Raw genomic sequence first — 19,010 nt, 5'->3', positions numbered from 1 at the left:
ACATGACCGCGATCGCCGACATGCCGGAAGTGCCGCGCGCCGCCCGCCGCCCGCAGACGGGAAATCCGGCGTTGCGCTGGCTGCGCACCAATCTGTTCTCGTCGATCCCGAACGGTATCCTCACCGTCGTGCTGCTGGCGATCCTCGCCAAGGGCATCTTCAGTTTCGTGCAGTGGGGCATCGCCAATGCCGTGTGGCTGACCCCGGCGAACGATTCCAGTGCCTGCCGCGCGGTGCGTGGCCTCGGCGCCTGCTGGGCGATCATTCCCGAAAAGTACCGCTTCATCCTGTTCGGCACCTATCCGTTCGACGAGCAGTGGCGGCCGGCGCTGTCGGTATTGCTGTTCATCGCGCTGTTCTACCTCTCCACCCGTCGCGCTTTGTGGCGGCGCGAGCTGGTCCTTCTCTGGATCGGAGCGCTCGCGCTGATCAGCGTGCTGATGTGGGGCGGCGTGCTCGGCCTTTCCTTCGTTTCGCAGGATCGTTGGGGCGGCCTCCCGGTCACGCTGATCCTGGCGACGTTTGGCCTTGCATTCGGGTTTCCGCTCGGCATTCTCGTCGCGCTCGGCCGGCGTTCGAAGCTGCCGGCGATCCGCTCGCTCAGCGTGCTCTATGTCGAGCTGATCCGCGGCGTGCCGCTGGTGAGCCTGCTGTTCATGGCAAGCGTGATGTTTCCGCTGTTCATGCCCAGTGGATTCAATATCGACAAGCTGCTCCGCGCACAGATCGCGATCATCCTGTTTGCGGGTGCCTATCTCGCCGAAGTCATCCGCGGCGGCCTTCAGGCCGTGCCGCGCGGGCAATACGAGGCTGCCGATGCGCTGGGGCTGTCCTATTGGCGCAAGAACCGGCTGATCATCCTGCCGCAGGCTATCCGCCATGTCATTCCGCCGCTGGTCAACACCTTCATCGCTTTCTTCAAGGACACCAGCCTCGTCCTGATCATCGGCATCTTCGATCTGCTGACGACGGCGAAGACGGCGATCATCGATCCCGCCTGGCAGCAGTTTTCGGTCGAGGTCTATATCTTCGTCGCGGCGATCTATTTCATCTTCTGCTTCGCGATGTCGCGCTACAGCCGCAGCCTCGAGGCGACGAGTCGAACGTGAGGATCTCGTGTCCCGGACAAGGCGCAGCGCATCAGCGCTGTGCCGCAGAGCCGGGACCCAGAAGATGCACGGGAAGTCGTGGAAGGATGGGCCCCGGCTCAGCAGCGTACCGCCGAGGAGGCGCTGCGTTGCGTCCGGGGCACGAGAGTGAGATTACTTCTTCACCTTCGGATCGATCGGCGTCGTGCCGCGCAGGCCCAGAATATCCTCCAGCACCTTCGCGCCGGCGAGCACCTGCGCATCGCCCCTTGGTGCGCCGACGACCTGCACGCCGACCGGCAGGCCGGACGCCGTGAAGCCGCACGGCAACGACAGCGAGGGGCAGCAGGCGAGCGTGATGGCGTAGACGATGCCGAGCCACTCGACGTAATTGTCGAACCTCTTGCCGGCGCATTCGGCGACATAGCGGTGTTCGATCGGGAAGGGCGGCACGATCGTGGTCGGCGTCAGCAACAGATCGTAGCTCTTGAAGAATTCGACCGCCCGCGCAGTCATGCCGACGCGCTGGGCCTCGGCTCGTTCGAGCTGCTCGACCGTGAGCTTGAGGCCTTCCTCGATGTTCCAGATCACCTCGGGCTTGAGCAGGTCGCGCTTGGTGCGCAGCAGATTGGCCTTGGTGATCGCGAAATCGAAGGCGCGCAGCACGTGGAAGCATTCGTGCGCCTCGCGCCAGTCCGGATGCGCCTCCTCGACGATGGCGCCGGCCTCGGCAAAGCGTTCCGCCGCCTTGCGCGTGATCGCCTTCACCTCGGGATCGACGGGCGTGATGCCGAGATCGGGCGAATAGGCGATGCGCTTCGGCTTCTTGCCGGACTGAGCCGCCGACAGGAATGAGGTCGTGGGCGCCGGCAGCGACAGCGGATCGTCCGCGTAGTCGCCGCTCATCGCATCCAGCAGCAGCGCGAGATCCTCGACGTTGCGCGCCATCGGGCCGACCACGCCGAGATTGCGATCGATGCCGGATTTGGGGGTATGCGCGACGCGGCCGATGCTCGGGCGCATGCCGACGACGCCGCAGAAAGCCGCGGGGCTGCGCAAGCTGCCGCCCATGTCGGAGCCCTGCGCCAGCCAGGCCATGCCGGTGGCCAGCGCCACGGCCGCGCCGCCGGAAGAGCCCGCCGCGGATTTTGAAGTATCCCAGGGATTGAGGGTCGCGCCGAACACCTCGTTGAAGGTGTTGGCGCCGGCGCCGAATTCCGGCGTGTTGGATTTGGCGTAGACGACCGCCCCGTTGGCCTCGAGGTTCTCGACCATGAGGTCGGACTTGGCAGGGATATTGTCCTTGAAGATCGGCGAGCCCTGCGTGTTCAGTACGCCCGCAACGTCGGTCAGATCCTTGATCGGCACCGGCAGGCCCGCGAGCAGCCCCCGCGCGCCGGCGGGTTTCCGCATCAAGGCCTTGGCGCTGTCCCGCGCGCGCTGGAAACACAGGATCGGCAGCGCGTTCACCTTGCCGTCGACTTCAGTGATGCGCTTCTCCACGACATCCAGCAGTTCGAGCGGCGAGACATCGCCGGACCGCAGCTTGTCGACGACGGCGCAGGCGGTTTCACGGATCAGGTCTTGAGACAATTATTGTACTCCTAGCTCTAGATTGTCATTCCGGTGCGCCCGAAGGGCGAACCCGGAATCTCGAGGTTCTCAGGTGCGCAATCGCGCACCATAGTTCGATGCTTTGCATCGCCCCGGAACGACGGTCCCCGAGGTCAGTTAACCCCATCCAGCGCTGATGCCGCCGTCGACCGTGTAGATCACACCCGACGTATACCCGGCGCGGTCCGACGCCAGGAACGCCATGAGGTCGCCGATCTCGCGCGCATGCGCGGGACGGCCGAGCGGCAGGCTCTTCTGGAATTCCTTGTAGCGGTTCTCGTCGCCGAACTGGTGCTTGGCCCGCGTCTTCAGCAGGGTGACGTGGCGATCGGTGCCGACGGGGCCGGGATTGATGCCGACCACGCGGATGTTGTCGGCGAGACTTTTTCCCCCGAGCGCGCGGGTGAAGGCCATCAGCGCGGCATTGCCGGCGCTGCCGCAGATGTAGTTGGCGTCGAATTTTTCGCCGGCCGCGCCGATATCGTTGACGATGACGCCGCCGCCCTTCGCCTTCATCTGCGCGTAGATCTGCCGCGTCAGGTTGATATAGCCGAACACTTTCAATTCCCAGGCGTGACGCCAGGTCGCCTCGTCGATCTTGTCGATCGAGCCGCCGGGGATGTCGCCCGCATTGTTGACGAGCACGTCGATGTCGGCCGCTTCCTTCGCGAGCCGCGCCAGATCCTCAGCCTTGCGAAGATCGACGATGCTCGTTGCGGCATCGATCTGGTGGGCGGAGCGCAGGCGCTCGGCCAGCGCCTTGAGCTGGTCGCCGTCGCGGGCGGCGAGCAGGAGGTGTGCGCCTTCCTCGGCAAACGCTTCGGCGGCTGCGGCGCCAATGCCCTTCGACGCGCCCGTGATCAGGACGCGCTTGCCACGCAGATGCAGATCCATGAGGTTACTCGCAGGATAGGAACAGGATAAAATCAGTAGGCGCTTGGCCGCGCCATGGTCAACATTGCAGTGCAGCGTTGCGCTGCCGCTGCGTTTGGTCCATTGCAGTGCGGTCAAAAGGCGGCGGCTGCCGGACCAACCAAGGACGTTCTCGATGAGCAAGAAACAATACCGGATCGCGGTCATTCCCGGTGACGGCATCGGCAAGGAAGTGATGCCCGAGGGCCTGCGCGTCCTGGAATCGGCGGCGAAGAAGCACGGGGTCTCCCTGCATTTCGACCATTTCGACTTCTCGTCGTGGGACTATTACGAGAAGCACGGCCAGATGATGCCCGATGACTGGAAGGACAAGATCGGCAAGCACGATGCGATCTATTTCGGTGCGGTCGGCTGGCCGGCCAAGATTCCGGACCACGTCTCGCTGTGGGGCTCGCTGATCAAATTCCGCAGGGAGTTCGACCAGTATGTGAACCTGCGCCCGGTGCGGCTGATGCCCGGCGTGCCGTCGCCGCTGGCGGGCCGCAAGCCCGGCGATATCGATTTCTGGGTGGTGCGCGAGAACACCGAAGGTGAATATTCCTCCGTCGGTGGCCGCATGTTCCCCGACACCGACCGCGAGTTCGTGACCCAGCAGACGGTGATGACCCGCACCGGCGTCGACCGCATCCTGAAGTTCGCCTTCGAGCTCGCGCAGTCGCGGCCGAAGAAGCATTTGACCTCGGCGACCAAGTCCAACGGCATCTCCATCACCATGCCCTATTGGGACGAGCGCGTGGAGGCGATGGCCAAGAAGTTTCCGGGGGTGAAGTGGGACAAGTACCACATCGACATTCTCACCGCGAACTTCGTGCTGCATCCGGATTGGTTCGACGTCGTGGTCGGCTCCAATTTGTTCGGCGATATCCTCTCCGACCTCGGTCCGGCCTGCACCGGCACGATCGGCATCGCGCCGTCAGGCAACATCAACCCCGAGGGCGATTTCCCCTCGGTGTTCGAGCCGGTGCACGGCTCGGCGCCTGATATCGCCGGCCAAGGCATCGCCAACCCGATCGGTGCGATCTGGTCGGGCGCCATGATGCTCGAGCATCTCGGCGAGAAGGAAGCCGGCCAATCGATCGTCGAGGCGATCGAGCGCACGCTGGCCGAACGCACGCTCCGCACCAAGGACCTCGGCGGCAACGCCGACACCACGGCCTGCGGCAAGGCCGTCGCGGATATGGTGGATTGACGGACAATGCGCAGGGCGGGTTAGCCCTGCAGATGCGCAAAGCGCATCTGCTTGGCGTAACCCACCTCTCGGCGAAGAAGGTGGTGGGTTACGCCTGCGGCTAACCCACCCTACGATTTCTATTTCGTTCTCGATCAGCCAGCGATGTCCTCGATCGCCGTCTGATCCAGCCCGAACTTCTTCCCGGCCTCGATGATCTCCTGCCAGGTTGTCGGATCGACCGGAATGCCTTCGGCAAGGCGCTTCTTCTTGGTCTCGCGCTCGGGCTCGCCGGCGATTCTGACCTTGTCGACGCCGGGGGCAGGCGGCGAGCCGGTTTGCCAGGCAACAAAACTCTCGACTTCGCGCGCGAGGTTTTCGCCGGTGCCGAGCTTGCCGGGATCGATGACGATCGAGAGCATGCCGTTGAGGACGTTGTACTTGCCGTCGGAGGGGCCCTTGACCACCTGCCCGCCGGAGAGCGCGCCGCCGAGGATTTCGCAGACCAGCGCGAGGCCGGAGCCCTTGTGCTCGCCGAAGGGGAGGATGGCGCCGTGCGGCGGGATCACGGTGTAGCGCGGGTTGGTGGTGGGCTTGCCTTCATTGTCGATGATGGTGCCTGGCTCGAGCGCGACGCCCTTGTTGTGGGCGACGCGGGTCTTGCCTTGTGCGATCCTGCTGGTGGCGAAGTCGAGCACGATCGGGTCCTTGCCGGGGCGCGGGATGCCGACGCAGAACGGGTTGGTGCCGTGGCGCGCATCGCTGCCGCCCCAGGGCGCCACGATCGGGCGGGAAATGACGTTGACGAAGTGGATCGAGACCAGTCCGTGGTCGATGCACTGCTCAGCCCAGTGGCCGATGCGACCGATGTGATGCGAATTGGAGAGGCCGACGAGGCACACCCCGTTTCGCTTAGCGCGTTCGGCTGCCAGCTCCATCGCTTCATGACCGATCACCTGGCCGTAGCCGGTGAGGCCGTCGAGGGTGAGGAGCGGACCGGTGTCGAGCACGATCTTGACGTGCGCGTTGACGGCGAGGCCGCCATTGGTGACGCTTTGGACATAGCGCGGGATCATGCCGACGCCGTGGGAGTCATGGCCCTTGAGGTTGGCCTCGACCAGATTGGTGGCCACGAGCTCGGCTTCGCGGTCCGAAGACCCGCCCGCCTTGACGATGGCACGAATGGCGTTGGTGAGCGGCTCTGCCTTGATGGTGCGATAGTCGGCCATTGTTATTGCTCTTATCCCTTCACGATTTGGCGGGGGAGGACGTAGGGTGGGTTAGGCGAAGCCATAACCCGCCTCTTCTGTCTCCGCGGAATAGACAGAGGTGGGTTAGGCCCTGCAGACGCGCTTCGCGTACTGCAGGGCTAACCCACCCTACGAATTCACGATCCGGCGGCAGTGCTCCCACGCCGCGCCAATCAGGTTCTCGCTCGCCTCCGGCGTACGGAACGCCGAATGCGCCGACAGCGTCACGTTCGGCAGTTTTGTGAGCGGATGATCGCCGGGCAGCGGCTCGATGTTGAAGACGTCGAGGCCGGCATGGCGGATGTGGCCCGACTTCAGCGCATCGATCATGGCGGCCTCGTCGACGACAGCGGCGCGGGCGGTGTTGATGAGGATGACACCACGCTTCATTTTTGCGATCTTCTCGCGCGTGATCATGCCGCGCGTCTCGTCGTTGAGCAGCAGGTGCAGCGACACGACGTCGCTCCTTGCCAGCACGCTGTCGAGATCGGTGAATTCCACGCCCGGATGGCTCTTCGGCGAGCGATTCCAGGCGATCACCTTCATGCCGCTGCCGGACGCAATGCGCGCGACCTCGGCGGCGATGCCGCCGAAACCGATCAGGCCGAGCGTCTTGCCGGTGAGCTGCATGCCGTCTTCGCGCAGCCAGTTGCCGACGCGCATCTCGCGGTCCATCATCGCGATGCCGCGGGCCGACGCCCACATCAGCGCGATTGCGGATTCGGCGACCGCGGTATCACCATAGCCCTTGATCAGATGCACGGAGATGCCGAGTTCTGCCAGCTCCTCAGGGTTCATGTAGCTGCGCGCGCCGGTGCCGAGGAACACGACGTGCTTCAGCCCCGCGCACTTCTTCGCCACCTCGGTCGGCAGCGCGGTGTGATCGACGATGGCGATCTCGGCGCCATCGAGGATCTCAGGATATTGCTCGGGCTTGATGTCGGGATCCCGGTGGATCCGCACCTTGGGATCCCCGGGCTTCTCCAGCCGTTCCATGATCACGGCTAGCGCTTCATTGGCGTCGACGAAAACTCCGCGCATGGCTCTCTCCGGTCAGGACGCGACGCCGGCGATCGCCAGCACGGTATGCATGAGAACGTTGGTGCCGGCGGTGCAGTCCGGCTGCGTCGCATCCTCCAGCTCGTTGTGGCTGATGCCGTCCTTGCAGGGCACGAACACCATCGCCGCCGGCATGATCGTGTTGAGGTTGCAGGCGTCGTGGCCGGCGCCGGAGGTGATGCGGCGCGAGGAATAGCCGAGCGTCTTTGCCGCGTTCTCGACCGCCGAGATCAGCTTGGGATCGAAATGCGTCGGCGGCTTGCGCCAGACCAGGTCGATCTTGACTTCGACCTTGCGGCGCGCGGCGATCTCGGCAATTGCGGCGCGCAGATCGCGATCGAGCGCGTCCATGATGGCGCCGTCCGCGCTGCGGCAATCCATGGTGAAGGCGATCTCGCCGGGAATCACGTTGCGCGAGGGATTTGCGATCACGGCTTCGCCGATGGTGCCGACCGCGTTCGGTCCGAGCTTCCTGGCGATGGACTCCATCGCCAGCACGATCTCTGACAGCGTCGCCAGCGCGTCGCGCCGCAGCGGCATCGGGGTCGATCCGGCATGGCTCTCGAAGCCGGAAATCTTGCCGTCGTACCACAGCACGCCCTGGCCGGAATCGACCACGCCGATGGTCTTGCCCTCGGCCTCCAAAATCGGGCCCTGCTCGATGTGCAATTCGACGAAGCAGCCGAGCTTCTGGAAGCCGACCGGCTTGTCGCCGCGATAGCCGATGCTGTCCAGCGCCTGGCCGACGGTCGTGCCCTCGGCGTCCTTGCGCGACAAAATGTCGTCGGTGGTGAAGTCGCCGACATAGGCGGCGGAAGCCATCATCGCGGGTGCGAAGCGCGAGCCTTCCTCGTTGGTCCAGTTCACGACGCAGATCGGCGCTTCGGTCTCGATTCCGGCATCGTTCAGCGTGCGGATCACCTCCAGCGCGCCGAGCGTGCCCAGAATGCCGTCATACTTGCCGCCGGTCGGCTGGGTGTCGAGATGCGAGCCGATGCCGACAGGCGGCTTCGACATGTCGCGGCCCTTGCGCAGGCCGAATTGTGAGCCGAGTGCGTCGGTGTGCACTTCGAGACCAGCGTCCTCGCAGGCCTTGCGGAACCAGTCGCGCACCTGCTTGTCTTCGCTGCTGAGCGTTAGCCGCCGCACACCGCCTTTGGCCGTCGCGCCGAATTGCGCGGTCTCGTGGATGGAGCCCCAGAGGCGGGCGGAATCGATTTGCAGATTGGTGGCGGCTCGGCTCATGCGGTCAGTCTCTCAGTTGTCATTCCGGGGCGGCTCGAAGAGCCGAACCCGGAATCTCGAGATTCCGGGTTCGATGCTGTCGCATCGCCCCGGAATGACGTTGAAGGTTGTCCGGCGCCTTTTTCAATGACGCGCCAGCGCGGGCGCGTCAACTGCGAGGCTGCTCTGCGCAATCTGCCGTGCAAGCTCGGCGACGCGCTCCACGGCGACGACGTCGGGCGAGGCGAGCCAGCTTGCGGTGAACGTCAGCGGTGCGATCGCGAGATCGGTGTCGAGCAGCTGTAACCGCCCGTCGGCGAGTTCGTTCTCGACGATCGCGTCGGGGATCACGGCGACGCCGAGGCCCTCGACCGCCATGTGGATAACGGTCGCGAGCGATGCGGACGCGTGCAGCCGGATCGGCGGCAGCTCCGGCCGGTCGAATACCTCGCGCACGACCTCGTAAGGCTTGGTCTTGCGCGGGAAGGTGATGATCGGAAACCGCGCAAGCTCCGCCGGTGTCACCCGGCCTTTGCCAAGGCCGAGCGAAGGGCTTGCGAGGAAGCCGATCGGGTAATCTGCGAGCACGCGATTATGCACGCCGGACGCCGACAACGGTCCGACCACGAAGGCAAGCTCGATCTCCTGCGCGAGCAGGCGCGCGGTGAGGTTGGGCGTGATGTCGACCTCGATCTCGAGCGACAGGTTCGGATAGACCTGGTTCACGCTCTTCACGAGGCGCGGCAGCCAGGTGTGGACGATGGTCTCGGCGACGCCGAGCCGCATCACGCCGCGCATCGCCGAGCGGTCGCCGATCTCCGCCATCATCTGAGCGCGCAGGCCGATCAGCTTCTCCGCATAGACCATCATCTGCCGGCCGCTCGGCGTCGGCGAGGCGACGCGGTGGTCGCGGTTGAGCAGCTTGACGCCCATCTCGCGCTCGAGCTGGGCGATGCGCTGGGAGATCGCCGGCTGGGTCGTATTGAGCCGTGCTGCGGCGCCGCGGAAGCTGCCGAGCTTTACGACCCAGAGAAAAGTCTCGATCGACCTGAAGTCCAGCATTGAAAGGATTTTCCTTGCCGATAAAATAGATTTATCGATATCGATTAGAAAGGACGATTAGACTTTATAGCACGCTTGGTGTTGGCTGTCTTTGTCGAGTTTATAGGCAGGTCGAGTACATGACTGTTTTGGTGGCAGTGCAGCAAACTGAAACGCCCGACGCCCTTCCGAGCCGCAAGGCGCGGCTTGCCTACCGGCAAGGGCTGGTCGCCTCCACCGCAGGCGTCGCCCCCGGCTTCGTCCAGGGCAATCTGGCGATCCTGCCGGCGGAATATGCCAGCGCCTTTCATCGCTTCTGCCAGCTCAATCCGAAGCCGTGCCCGATCATCGGCATGTCCGATGTCGGCAGTCCGCACATCCCTTCGCTCGGCGCCGATCTCGACATCCGCACCGACGTGCCGCGCTACCGCGTCTGGCGCGACGGCGAGGTCGTCGACGAGCCGACCGATGTGACGAAGCATTGGCGCGACGATCTCGTGACCTTCGTGCTCGGCTGCTCCTTCTCGTTCGAAGAAGCCTTGCTCGACGAGGGCATGCCGATCCGGCACATCGAGCGCAATGTGCGCGTGCCGATGTATCGTACCAACATCGCCTGCGGCGAGGCCGGTCCGTTCGCCGGCCCCATGGTGGTGTCGATGCGTCCGTTCAAGCCTTCGGATGCGATCCGCGCGGTGCAGATCACCTCGCGCTATCCCGCCGTGCACGGCGCGCCCGTCCATCTCGGCCATCCGCATCTGATCGGCATCAAGGACATCGCCAAGCCGGACTACGGCGATCCGGTGCCGGTCGCCGACGACGAGATTCCGGTGTTCTGGGCCTGCGGCGTGACGCCGCAATCCGTCATCAACGCCGCCAAGCTCCCGTTCGCGATCACGCATTCGCCCGGCCTGATGCTGGTGACGGATCTCAAGAACAGGACCATGGCCGTGATTTAATGGGCAGCGTATGCTGCATGTTAGGGCTTTACTGCATCCATCAATCGCTTCATTCGATCAGCCGAAATTCAGTACAGGGGACTTTGCCATGACGATCACTCGCCGCGACGTGTTGTTGGGAGCCACCGCGACTGCCGCACTGGTGCCGCTGGCGGCGCGCGCACAGACTTCCGAAGTCGTGATCGGCGTCATCTATCCGTTCTCCGGCGGCAGCGCGCAGCAGGGCGTCGATGCGCAGAAGGCCTATGAGACCGCGCTCGAGGTCATCAACAAGGACACCGATTTCGACCTGCCGCTGGCGAAGGGCGAGGGCCTGCCGGGCCTCGGCGGCGCCAAGGTCCGCCTCGTGTTCGCCGATCACCAGGCCGATCCGCAGAAGGGCCGCGCCGAAGCCGAGCGCCTGATCACGCAGGAGAAGGTCTCAGCCATCATCGGGACCTATCAGAGCGCCGTCGCCGTCACCGTCAGCCAGATCTGCGAGCGCTACCAGGTCCCGTTCGTCTCCGCCGACAATTCCTCGCCGAGCCTGCATCGCCGCGGCCTGAAGTATTATTTCCGCGCCGCGCCGCATGACGAGATGTATTCGGCCGCCATGTTCGACTTCTTCGACGCCATGAAGAAGAAGGGCACCAAGATCGAGACGCTGTCGCTGTTCCACGAGGACACCATTTTCGGCACCGATTCCGGCAACGCCCAGGCCAAGATCGCCGGCGAGCGCGCCTACAAGATCGTCACCGACATCAAGTATCGCGCCAACTCGCCCTCGCTCTCGGCCGAGGTGCAGCAGCTCAAGTCCGCGAATGCCGACGTGCTGATGCCCTCGAGCTACACCACCGACGGCATCCTCTTGGTCAAGACCATGGCCGAGCTCGGCTACAAGCCGAATGCGATCGTGGCGCAGGACGCCGGCTTCTCCGAGAAGGCGCTCTATGATGCCGTCGGCGACAAGCTCGAAGGCGTGATCTCGCGCGGCACGTTCTCGCTCGACCTCGCGCAGAAGCGCCCGATGGTCGGCAAGATCAACGAGATGTTCAAGACGCGGTCGGGCAAGGACTTCAACGACCTCACCTCGCGCCAGTTCATGGGCCTGATCATCCTCGCCGACGCCATCAGCCGCGCCAAGTCGACCGACGGCGAGAAGATCCGCGATGCGCTGGCCGCGACCGACATCCCGGGCGAGCAGACCATCATGCCCTGGAAGCGCGTCAAGTTCGACGAGATGGGCCAGAACAACGACGCCGACCCGGTGCTGCTGCAATATATCGGCGGCAAGTTCGTCACCATCTTCCCGCCGCAGGCCGCGATCGCCGAGGCGGTCTGGCCGATGAAGTAAGACTGGGACGCGGGAGCTCAGATGCAGCTCCCGCCCTCATCCCGAGGAGCGGGCGTAGTCCGCGTCTCGAAGGACGAGGGCTGGCCATCCTTCGAGACGCGCGCCTGAGCGCGCTCCTCGGGATGAGGATCTATTTCGGGGGACGGACTTTTGACAGCGCAAGCCATTATCCAGAGTCTCGCGAGCGGCCTCCTCATGGGGCTGTTGTACGGACTGATCGCGGTCGGCCTCGCGCTGATCTTCGGCCTGATGGACGTCACGAACTTCGCTCATGGCGAGTTCCTGATGATCGCGATGTACCTGTCCTTCTTCCTGTTCGCGTTCTTCGCGATCGACCCCTTGCTTTCGGCGCCGTTGGTCGCCGCGGCGCTCTTTATCTTCGGAGCGGTGGTCTACTTGCTCATTGTACGTTTTGCCATGCGGGCCAAGGCCAATGCCGGCATGGTGCAGATCTTCACCACCTTCGGCCTTGCCATCGTGATGCGGGGCCTGGCGCAGTTCTTCTTCACGCCTGATTATCGCAGCATTCCGCAATCCTGGCTCGGTGGCAAAACCATCTCGGTCGCCGGCATCTTCCTGCCGGAGCCGCAGCTGGTCGGTGCGCTGGTCTCGATCCTCGCCTTTGCCGGCCTCTACTTCTTCATCCATCGCACCGATTTCGGCCGCGCGCTGGAAGCCACCCGCGAAGATCCCGGTGCGGTCGCGCTGGTCGGCATCGACAAGAACCGCGTGTTCGCGTTCGGCTGGGGCCTTGGTGCCGCGCTGGTCGGTCTCGCCGGCGCGATCATGGCGAGCTTCTTCTATATCTATCCCGATGTCGGCGCGTCCTTTGCGCTGATCGCCTATGTCACGGTGGCGCTCGGCGGCTTCGGCAGCGTGTTCGGCGCCTTTGCCGGGGGCATCATCGTCGGCCTCGTCGAAGCGACCACCGCGCTGGTGCTGCCGCCGTCGCTGAAATCGGTCGGCATCTACGCGGTCTATCTGCTGGTCGTCTTCATCCGGCCGCGCGGCCTGTTCGGATCGATCTGATGGACAAGGATTTTGCAGCGCGGCGCCGCCGCGACCTCATCATCGCCGCGGTGCTCGCCGCGATTGCCGCAGCGACGCCATTGTTCGTGAAGGACGTCGTCGTCCAGAACATCCTGATCCTGACGCTGATGTATGCGGGCCTGTCGCAGAGCTGGAACATCCTGTCCGGCTATTGCGGGCAGATCTCGCTCGGGCACGCGCTGTATTTCGGCCTGGGCGCCTACACCACCGAGCTGCTGTTCACGAAGTTCGGCGTGCTGCCCTGGTTCGGCATGCTGGCGGGCGGCGTCGTGTCGGCGCTGATCGCGATGGGGCTCGGTTATCCCTTCTTCCGCCTGCGCGGCCATTACTTCGTGATCGCCACCATCGTCATCGCCGAGATCGGCTTGCTTCTGTTCCACAACTGGGAATGGGCCGGCGCCGCGATGGGCATCACCATTCCAATCCGCGGCGACAGCTGGCTGAAATTCCAGTTCCTGCGCACCAAGCTGCCATACTTCTATTTCGCGCTGGCGCTGTGCTGCCTCGCCTGGTTCGTCACCTGGTGGCTGGAGAACTCCAAATGGGGATTCTGGTGGCGTGCGGTGAAGGACAATCCGGACGCGGCCGAGAGCCTCGGTGTCGACGTGTTCAATTCCAAGATGGGCGCGGCCGCCGTCTCCGCCTTCCTGGTCGCGGTGGGTGGCAGCTTCTATGCCCAGTTCGTCTCCTACATCGATCCTGAAAGCGTCATGGGCTTCCAGTTCTCGCTCTTGATGGCGCTGCCCGCCGTGCTCGGCGGCATCGGCACCCTGTGGGGGCCGGTGCTAGGGGCCGCCATCCTGATCCCGCTGACGGAGCTGACCCGCTTCAAGTTCGGCGGCTCCGGGCGCGGCGTCGACCTCATCGTCTACGGTACGCTGATCGTCCTGATCTCGCTGGCCTTGCCGCGGGGACTGCTCAGCCTGTTTTCACGCCGGAAGAAGACGGGGGCCGCAAGATGACCGCGCTTCTTGAAACCCGCGGCGTCTGGCAGCGGTTCGGCGGCCTCGTCGCCAACAGCGACGTCTCGATCTCGGTCGGCCGCGGCGAGATCGTCGGCCTGATCGGCCCCAACGGCGCCGGCAAGTCGACGCTGTTCAATCTCATCGCCGGCGTTCTGCCGCCGACGCAAGGCTCGATTCTCTTCGACGGCGAGGACGTCACCCACATGCCGGCGGCCGAACGCTGCCAGCGCGGCGTCGGCCGCACCTTCCAGGTCGTCAAGAGTTTTGAGACCATGACGGTGATCGACAATGTCATCGTTGGCGCGCTGGTGCGCAACACCGTGATGCGCGAGGCCCGTCGCAAGGCGCACGAGGTCTTGGAGTTCACCGGCCTTGCCGCGCGCGCCGACGTGCTTGCCAGCGACCTCGTGCCCGCCGAGAAGCGCCGTCTTGAAGTTGCCCGTGCGCTCGCGACCGAACCGAAACTGCTGCTGCTCGACGAAGTCCTCACCGGCCTGACGCCGACCGAAGCGCAGACCGGTGTCGCCTTGGTGCGCAAGGTGCGCGATGCCGGCATCACCGTGTTGATGGTCGAGCACGTCATGGAGATCGTGATGCCCTTGGTCGATCGCGCCATCGTGCTCGATCTCGGCAAGGTGCTGGTCGAGGGCAAGCCCGCCGATGTCGTTCGCGATCCCAAGGTGATCAGCGCATATCTGGGAGATCGTCATGCTCAGCGTGCGTGAAGTCACGACCGCCTATCAGGGCCTGGTCGCGATCTCCGCGATCTCGATCGAGGTCCAGAAGGGCGAGATCGTCTGCGTCGCCGGCGCCAACGGCGCGGGCAAATCGACGCTGCTCAAATCCATCGCCGGCGCCGAGCGGCCGCGTTCCGGCACGGTGACGTTCGACGGCAAGCGCCTCGACGGCATGGCGCAGCACCACATCACGGCGACCGGCATTGCCTATGTGCCGGAGAATCGCCGCCTGTTCCCGCGCCTGTCGGTGCGCGACAATCTGCGTCTCGGCAGCTATCTCTACCGCGGTGACGCGAACCGCGAGGGGCCGCTCGATCTCGTCTTCCAGCTGTTTCCCCGCCTGGCCGAGCGCCTGGAGCAGCGCGCCGAAACGCTAAGCGGCGGCGAGCAGCAGATGCTTGCGATCGGCCGCGCGTTGATGACGCGCCCGCGTCTGTTGATGCTGGACGAGCCCTCGCAGGGCATCATGCCAAAGCTTGTCGACGAGATTTTCCAGGCGGTGAAGCGCATCCGCGATGCCGGCATGACCGTTCTGATCGTCGAGCAGCGCATGGCCGAGTGCCTGGAGATCGCCGACCGCGCCTACATCCTGCAAACCGGCCGCGTGCTGATGCAGGGGCCCGCGGCCGAGATCAGGGGCAATCCCGACGTGAGGAAGGCGTATCTGGGGCTGTAGGCGTTGACGCCGTCGCCGCACTCTCCGCCGTCATCCTGAGGTGCGCGCTCTTGCGCGCCTCGAAGGATGACGGCGGTGGGTGTGGTTCAATGCCCGTTCCCATGCTCCGGCAACGTCACCCCAAACACCTTCACCAGATCCGCCACCTGTTCCGGTGACAGATAGCGCGGGTTCATCCCCCGCAGCAGCAGATAGAGCTTCGCCGTCTCCTCCAGCTCCTCCGTCGCGAACACCGCGGCTTCCAGCGTGTCGCCGGCAACGACCGGGCCGTGATTGGCGAGCAGCACCGATGAATATTTCCCCGCCAGGCCCTTGATCGCATCCGCGACCGCGGGATCGCCGGGGCGGTAGTACGGCACGAGCGCGGTGGCGCCGCATTTCATCAGATAATAGGCCGTCATCGGCGGCAGCGCGGCGCGCGGGTCGATCTCGGGCAGCATCGAGAGCGCGACCGAGTGTGTCGAGTGCAGATGCACGATGGCGCGGGCACTGCCGCGCGTGTCATAGAGCGCGGTGTGCAGCGGAACTTCCTTGGTCGGGGCATCGCCCGACACCAGCTGGCCCTTCTCGTCCAGCCGCGACAGCTTCGCAGGATCGAGGAAACCGAGCGAGGCATTGGTCGGCGTCACCAGCCAGCCGCCGCCGTCCAGCCTGACGCTGATATTGCCGGAGGAGCCGGGCGTCAGCCCGCGCTCGAACAGGGACCGTCCGAAGCGGCAGATGTCCTCGCGCAGCCGCGTCTCGTTGCTCGCTTCAGGTTTCATGGCCGTCATGCCCGCTTGTCTCACGCTTTGGCAGCGCGGCCAAGGCGTGATATCGGTTCGCCGAGCCGCCGCAAAAGCCGGCCGTCCGGGAAACGTTCGCAAGGGTTAGTTGCATGTCCGCCTCCACGTCACAAAATCAGCGCATCGCGGTCATCGGGCTCGGCTCGATGGGGTTTGGCATGGCGACCTCGCTGAAGCGCGCCGGCCACGCCGTCACCGGCTGCGACGTGTCGGCCGAGGCGGTGGCGCGTTTCGTCAAGGATGGCGGTGCGGGTGCCAAAACGCCGGCCGAGGCGGCCAAGAGCGCGGACATCGTCGTCAGCGTCGTCGTCAATGCCGCGCAGACGGAAGCCGTCCTGTTCGGCAAGGATGGGGCCGCCGAGACCATGCCCGAAGGCAGCGCCTTCGTATCCTCCGCCACGATGGACCCCGACGTGGCACGACGCCTTGCCAAGCAGCTGGAGGCGACCGGCCGGCATTATCTGGATGCACCGATTTCCGGCGGAGCGCAGCGCGCCGCGCAAGGCGAGCTGACGATCCTCGCCTCCGGCAGCCCCACAGCGTTCGCGAAGGCGCGGCCTGCGCTCGATGCCATGGCCGCAAAGCTCTACGAGCTCGGCGACGCCGCCGGCCAGGGCGCCGCCTTCAAGATGATCAACCAGCTGCTCGCCGGCGTGCACATCGCCGCCGCCTCGGAGGCGATGGCATTCGCCGCCAAGCAGGGCCTCGACATCCGCAAGGTCTATGAGGTGATCACGGCCTCCGCCGGCAATTCCTGGATGTTCGAGAACCGCATGCCACACGTGCTCGACGGCGACTACACACCGCGCAGCGCCGTCGAGATCTTCGTGAAAGATCTCGGCATCATCCAGGACATGGCGCGCAGCGCGCGATTCCCGGTGCCGGTCTCCGCCGCCGCGCTCCAGATGTTCCTGATGACATCGGCCGCGGGCATGGGCCGGGACGACGACGCCTCGGTGGCGCGGATGTATGCGCAGGTCACCGGCGTCAAGCTGCCCGGCGACAAGTAACGAAGAGGACGCCAATGCCCCGTTTTGCCGCCAATCTCTCGATGATGTTCACCGAGGTGCCGTTCCTCGACCGCTTCGATGCCGCAGCCCAGGCTGGCTTCACCGCGGTCGAGTTTCTCTTTCCCTATGAGCATCCGGCCGAGGCGGTCGGCGAGCGCCTCAAGCGCAACGGCCTGACCCAGGCGCTGTTCAACCTGCCGCCGGGCGACTGGAACGCCGGCGAGAAGGGCTTTGCGGCGCTCCCCTCGCGCTTCTCCGATCTCAAGGCGGGCCTGGAGACGGCTCTGCCTTACGCCAAGGCGACTGGCGTCAAGCGGCTGCACCTGATGGCCGGCATCGCCAACCGCGGCGAGCGCGTCGCGATCGAGGCATTCTACAAATCGGTGGCATGGGCTGCGGAGTTCTTCGCCCCGCACGGCATCGATATCGTGCTCGAGCCGATCAATGCGCGCAACGTGCCCGGCTACTTCCTCAACGATTTCGGCTTCGCGCGCGATCTGATCCAGGAGCTGAGGCTTCCGAACCTCAAGCTCCAGTTCGACATCTATCACTGCCAGATCATCCATGGCGACGTCACGATGCGGCTGCGCGAGATGATGCCGATCATCGGCCACATCCAGATCGCCAGCATCCCCTCGCGCAACGAGCCTGACGGGGAGGAGCTGAACTATCCGTTCCTGTTCGAAGAGCTCGACCGCCTCGGCTATGCCGGCTTCGTCGGCTGCGAGTACAATCCGCGCGGCAAGACCACCGACGGCCTTGCCTGGTTCAAGCCTTATGCAGGAGTGAAGCCGTGACACTTGCGTTGGGCTGCATCGCCGACGATTACACCGGCGCTTCCGATCTCGCCAACACGCTGACGCGCGCGGGCCTGCGCACCGTGCAGACCATCGGCGTGCCCGCGGACGATCTCGCACTGCCCGAGGTCGATGCCGTCGTGGTGTCGCTGAAGAGCCGCTCGATCGAGGCCGGCCTTGCCGTGTCGCGTTCGCGCGCGGCGGATCAGTGGCTGCGCGGCCGCGGCGCCGGCCACGTGCTGTTCAAGATCTGCTCGACCTTCGATTCCACCGACGCCGGCAATATCGGCCCGGTGATGGACGCGCTGCGTGCCGATAGCGGCGAAGGTGCCGTGCTGGTGACGCCGGCCTTCCCGGAGACCGGCCGCACCGTCTACCAGGGCAACCTTTTCGTCGGCGCGGTGCCGCTCAACGAGAGCCCGCTGAAGGACCATCCGCTCAACCCGATGCACGATTCCAACCTGGTGCGCGTGCTGGCGCGCCAGAGCGGGACGCAGATCGGTCTCGTCGATCTCGCCACCGTCACGCGCGGCGCAGATGCCGTGCGGGCGCGGCTGGCCGAACTGGCGGGCAAGGGCATCGGCGCTGCCATCATCGACGCGGTCTTCGACCGCGACCTCGAGACCATCGGCCTCGTCGCCGCCGAACATCGGCTGTCGGTCGGCGCCTCCGGCATCGGCCTCGGGCTCGCGCGTGCGCTGGTGTCGACGGGTAAAGTCAAATCGGCCGGGGCGAACGGCGAGACCGGCATTGCCGTCGGCGGACCGGCGGCCTGCCTCGCCGGGAGCTGCTCTCAGGCGACGCTTCAGCAGATCGCCAACGCCGAACGCGTCATGCCGGTGCTTCACCTCGATCCGGACCGTATCATTACGGGGGGCGGCGAAGCGCAGCGTGCGCTGGACTGGGCGAGACCGCGGCTTGCGGAGGGGCCGGTGCTGATCGCCTCGAGCGCGACGCCCGATCAGGTCGCCGCACTGCAGGCGCGGCACGGTCGCGACGCGGCCGGCCACGCGATCGAGCAGGCCATGGCCGACATCGCGGAAAGCCTTGTAAAATCAGGCGTGCGGCGACTGATCGTTGCCGGCGGCGAGACCTCCGGTGCGGTGGTCGATCGGTTGAAGATTCCCGGATTTCTCGTCGGAGTGGAAATCGCGGCAGGTGTCCCGGTGCTGCATGCGGTGGGCGCGCAAGAAAACATGCTGCTCGCTCTGAAGTCCGGAAACTTCGGCGGCGCTGAATTTTTCTCCGACGCGCTTAGGCTCATGCGCTGAGCGCAGAGCATTTTTAGCGACGTGTTCATCTCTTTGAGGCTCCGTACTCGTAC

The 19,010-nt window shown here is 65.1% G+C and carries 18 protein-coding genes; 11 read left to right on the top strand and 7 right to left on the bottom strand.

Annotated elements, in window-relative coordinates; genetic code table 11:
• Positions 1-2 precede the first annotated feature (2 nt).
• A complete protein-coding gene (locus XI03_RS16270) occupies positions 3-1,109 on the top strand; it encodes an amino acid ABC transporter permease (protein WP_271592669.1) in 1,107 nt (368 codons plus the stop codon).
• Positions 1,110-1,262: 153 nt separating this feature from the next.
• Here the strand turns inward: XI03_RS16270 and XI03_RS16265 are convergent, their stop codons facing one another.
• On the bottom strand, positions 1,263-2,681 hold the full coding sequence (locus XI03_RS16265; RefSeq protein WP_271592668.1) for an amidase: 1,419 nt from the start codon (positions 2,679-2,681) through the stop codon (positions 1,263-1,265).
• A gap of 138 nt (positions 2,682-2,819) precedes the next feature.
• Positions 2,820-3,596 (bottom strand): SDR family oxidoreductase, encoded by a 777-nt coding sequence (locus XI03_RS16260; protein ID WP_028143397.1) that lies wholly within the window; start codon positions 3,594-3,596, stop codon positions 2,820-2,822.
• 154 nt (positions 3,597-3,750) lie between these two features.
• On the opposite strand from XI03_RS16260, the gene XI03_RS16255 reads away from it, so the two are divergent.
• Positions 3,751-4,824: a tartrate dehydrogenase gene (locus XI03_RS16255; RefSeq protein ID WP_028143396.1), complete on the top strand. Its 1,074-nt coding sequence runs from the start codon at positions 3,751-3,753 to the stop codon at positions 4,822-4,824.
• A gap of 134 nt (positions 4,825-4,958) precedes the next feature.
• On the opposite strand, the gene XI03_RS16250 is transcribed toward XI03_RS16255, so the two are convergent.
• From XI03_RS16250 to XI03_RS16235, 4 genes are all read right to left on the bottom strand, one after another.
• On the bottom strand, positions 4,959-6,032 hold the full coding sequence (locus XI03_RS16250) for a malate/lactate/ureidoglycolate dehydrogenase (RefSeq protein ID WP_271592667.1): 1,074 nt from the start codon (positions 6,030-6,032) through the stop codon (positions 4,959-4,961).
• A 150-nt stretch (positions 6,033-6,182) separates the two neighbouring features.
• Positions 6,183-7,094: an NAD(P)-dependent oxidoreductase gene (locus XI03_RS16245; RefSeq protein WP_271592666.1), complete on the bottom strand. Its 912-nt coding sequence runs from the start codon at positions 7,092-7,094 to the stop codon at positions 6,183-6,185.
• Between the two features lie 12 nt (positions 7,095-7,106).
• On the bottom strand, positions 7,107-8,357 hold the full coding sequence (locus XI03_RS16240; RefSeq protein ID WP_271592665.1) for a Zn-dependent hydrolase: 1,251 nt from the start codon (positions 8,355-8,357) through the stop codon (positions 7,107-7,109).
• Between the two features lie 123 nt (positions 8,358-8,480).
• Positions 8,481-9,398, bottom strand: coding sequence for a LysR family transcriptional regulator (locus tag XI03_RS16235; RefSeq protein WP_018315615.1), 918 nt, complete (start codon positions 9,396-9,398; stop codon positions 8,481-8,483).
• 119 nt (positions 9,399-9,517) lie between these two features.
• Between XI03_RS16235 and XI03_RS16230 the strand changes: the two genes are divergently transcribed.
• The 6 genes from XI03_RS16230 (at position 9,518) to XI03_RS16205 (ending at position 15,094) form a co-directional block, all read left to right on the top strand.
• On the top strand, positions 9,518-10,333 hold the full coding sequence (locus tag XI03_RS16230; RefSeq protein ID WP_028143392.1) for a putative hydro-lyase: 816 nt from the start codon (positions 9,518-9,520) through the stop codon (positions 10,331-10,333).
• An 88-nt stretch (positions 10,334-10,421) separates the two neighbouring features.
• Entirely contained in the window at positions 10,422-11,666 is a 1,245-nt protein-coding gene (locus XI03_RS16225; RefSeq protein WP_026201530.1) for an ABC transporter substrate-binding protein, read from the top strand.
• A 195-nt stretch (positions 11,667-11,861) separates the two neighbouring features.
• On the top strand, positions 11,862-12,695 hold the full coding sequence (locus XI03_RS16220; protein ID WP_240536472.1) for a branched-chain amino acid ABC transporter permease: 834 nt from the start codon (positions 11,862-11,864) through the stop codon (positions 12,693-12,695).
• The gene (locus tag XI03_RS16215; protein WP_028143390.1) at positions 12,695-13,678 is read left to right on the top strand and encodes a branched-chain amino acid ABC transporter permease; all 984 of its coding nucleotides are present in this window, start codon (positions 12,695-12,697) and stop codon (positions 13,676-13,678) included. The genes XI03_RS16220 and XI03_RS16215 overlap by 1 nt, the downstream gene beginning before the upstream one ends.
• Positions 13,675-14,406, top strand: a complete 732-nt coding sequence (locus XI03_RS16210) for an ABC transporter ATP-binding protein (protein ID WP_028143389.1) — start codon at positions 13,675-13,677, stop codon at positions 14,404-14,406. Before XI03_RS16215 ends, XI03_RS16210 begins: the two co-directional genes overlap by 4 nt.
• Positions 14,390-15,094 (top strand): ABC transporter ATP-binding protein, encoded by a 705-nt coding sequence (locus tag XI03_RS16205; protein ID WP_028143388.1) that lies wholly within the window; start codon positions 14,390-14,392, stop codon positions 15,092-15,094. Before XI03_RS16210 ends, XI03_RS16205 begins: the two co-directional genes overlap by 17 nt.
• A gap of 86 nt (positions 15,095-15,180) precedes the next feature.
• Here the strand turns inward: XI03_RS16205 and otnC are convergent, their stop codons facing one another.
• On the bottom strand, positions 15,181-15,867 hold the full coding sequence (gene otnC / locus XI03_RS16200; protein WP_271592664.1) for a 3-oxo-tetronate 4-phosphate decarboxylase: 687 nt from the start codon (positions 15,865-15,867) through the stop codon (positions 15,181-15,183).
• Positions 15,868-15,971: 104 nt separating this feature from the next.
• Here otnC and ltnD point away from each other — a divergent pair, with 104 nt between their 5' ends.
• The 3 genes from ltnD to otnK are packed head-to-tail and all read left to right on the top strand — an operon-like array spanning position 15,972 to position 18,957.
• Positions 15,972-16,889, top strand: a complete 918-nt coding sequence (gene ltnD, locus XI03_RS16195) for an L-threonate dehydrogenase (RefSeq protein WP_271592663.1) — start codon at positions 15,972-15,974, stop codon at positions 16,887-16,889.
• Positions 16,890-16,903: 14 nt separating this feature from the next.
• Positions 16,904-17,686 carry a 2-oxo-tetronate isomerase gene (gene otnI, locus XI03_RS16190; RefSeq protein WP_212248119.1) on the top strand — a complete coding sequence of 261 codons (783 nt, stop codon included), beginning with the start codon at positions 16,904-16,906 and terminating at the stop codon, positions 17,684-17,686.
• On the top strand, positions 17,683-18,957 hold the full coding sequence (otnK, locus tag XI03_RS16185; protein WP_271592662.1) for a 3-oxo-tetronate kinase: 1,275 nt from the start codon (positions 17,683-17,685) through the stop codon (positions 18,955-18,957). The genes otnI and otnK overlap by 4 nt, the downstream gene beginning before the upstream one ends.
• Positions 18,958-19,010: the final 53 nt, after the last annotated feature.

The organism is Bradyrhizobium sp. CCBAU 65884 (genome assembly GCF_028128835.1).
Taxonomy (GTDB): domain Bacteria; phylum Pseudomonadota; class Alphaproteobacteria; order Rhizobiales; family Xanthobacteraceae; genus Bradyrhizobium; species Bradyrhizobium ottawaense.
This window is presented reverse-complemented; position numbering and strand designations above follow the sequence as displayed.

Bases quoted from the DNA above. Each gene is read 5' to 3' on its own strand.
- ltnD (WP_271592663.1), top strand. From the start codon at position 15,972: ATGTCCGCCTCCACGTCACAAAATCAGCGCATCGCGGTCATCGGGCTC.
- XI03_RS16205 (WP_028143388.1), top strand. From the start codon at position 14,390: ATGCTCAGCGTGCGTGAAGTCACGACCGCCTATCAGGGCCTGGTCGCG.
- XI03_RS16220 (WP_240536472.1), top strand. From the start codon at position 11,862: ATGGGGCTGTTGTACGGACTGATCGCGGTCGGCCTCGCGCTGATCTTC.
- otnC (WP_271592664.1), bottom strand. From the start codon at position 15,867: ATGACGGCCATGAAACCTGAAGCGAGCAACGAGACGCGGCTGCGCGAG.
- XI03_RS16215 (WP_028143390.1), top strand. From the start codon at position 12,695: ATGGACAAGGATTTTGCAGCGCGGCGCCGCCGCGACCTCATCATCGCC.
- XI03_RS16240 (WP_271592665.1), bottom strand. From the start codon at position 8,357: ATGAGCCGAGCCGCCACCAATCTGCAAATCGATTCCGCCCGCCTCTGG.
- XI03_RS16245 (WP_271592666.1), bottom strand. From the start codon at position 7,094: ATGCGCGGAGTTTTCGTCGACGCCAATGAAGCGCTAGCCGTGATCATG.
- XI03_RS16235 (WP_018315615.1), bottom strand. From the start codon at position 9,398: ATGCTGGACTTCAGGTCGATCGAGACTTTTCTCTGGGTCGTAAAGCTC.
- XI03_RS16255 (WP_028143396.1), top strand. From the start codon at position 3,751: ATGAGCAAGAAACAATACCGGATCGCGGTCATTCCCGGTGACGGCATC.
- XI03_RS16270 (WP_271592669.1), top strand. From the start codon at position 3: ATGACCGCGATCGCCGACATGCCGGAAGTGCCGCGCGCCGCCCGCCGC.
- otnI (WP_212248119.1), top strand. From the start codon at position 16,904: ATGCCCCGTTTTGCCGCCAATCTCTCGATGATGTTCACCGAGGTGCCG.
- XI03_RS16260 (WP_028143397.1), bottom strand. From the start codon at position 3,596: ATGGATCTGCATCTGCGTGGCAAGCGCGTCCTGATCACGGGCGCGTCG.
- XI03_RS16230 (WP_028143392.1), top strand. From the start codon at position 9,518: ATGACTGTTTTGGTGGCAGTGCAGCAAACTGAAACGCCCGACGCCCTT.
- XI03_RS16250 (WP_271592667.1), bottom strand. From the start codon at position 6,032: ATGGCCGACTATCGCACCATCAAGGCAGAGCCGCTCACCAACGCCATT.
- XI03_RS16210 (WP_028143389.1), top strand. From the start codon at position 13,675: ATGACCGCGCTTCTTGAAACCCGCGGCGTCTGGCAGCGGTTCGGCGGC.
- XI03_RS16225 (WP_026201530.1), top strand. From the start codon at position 10,422: ATGACGATCACTCGCCGCGACGTGTTGTTGGGAGCCACCGCGACTGCC.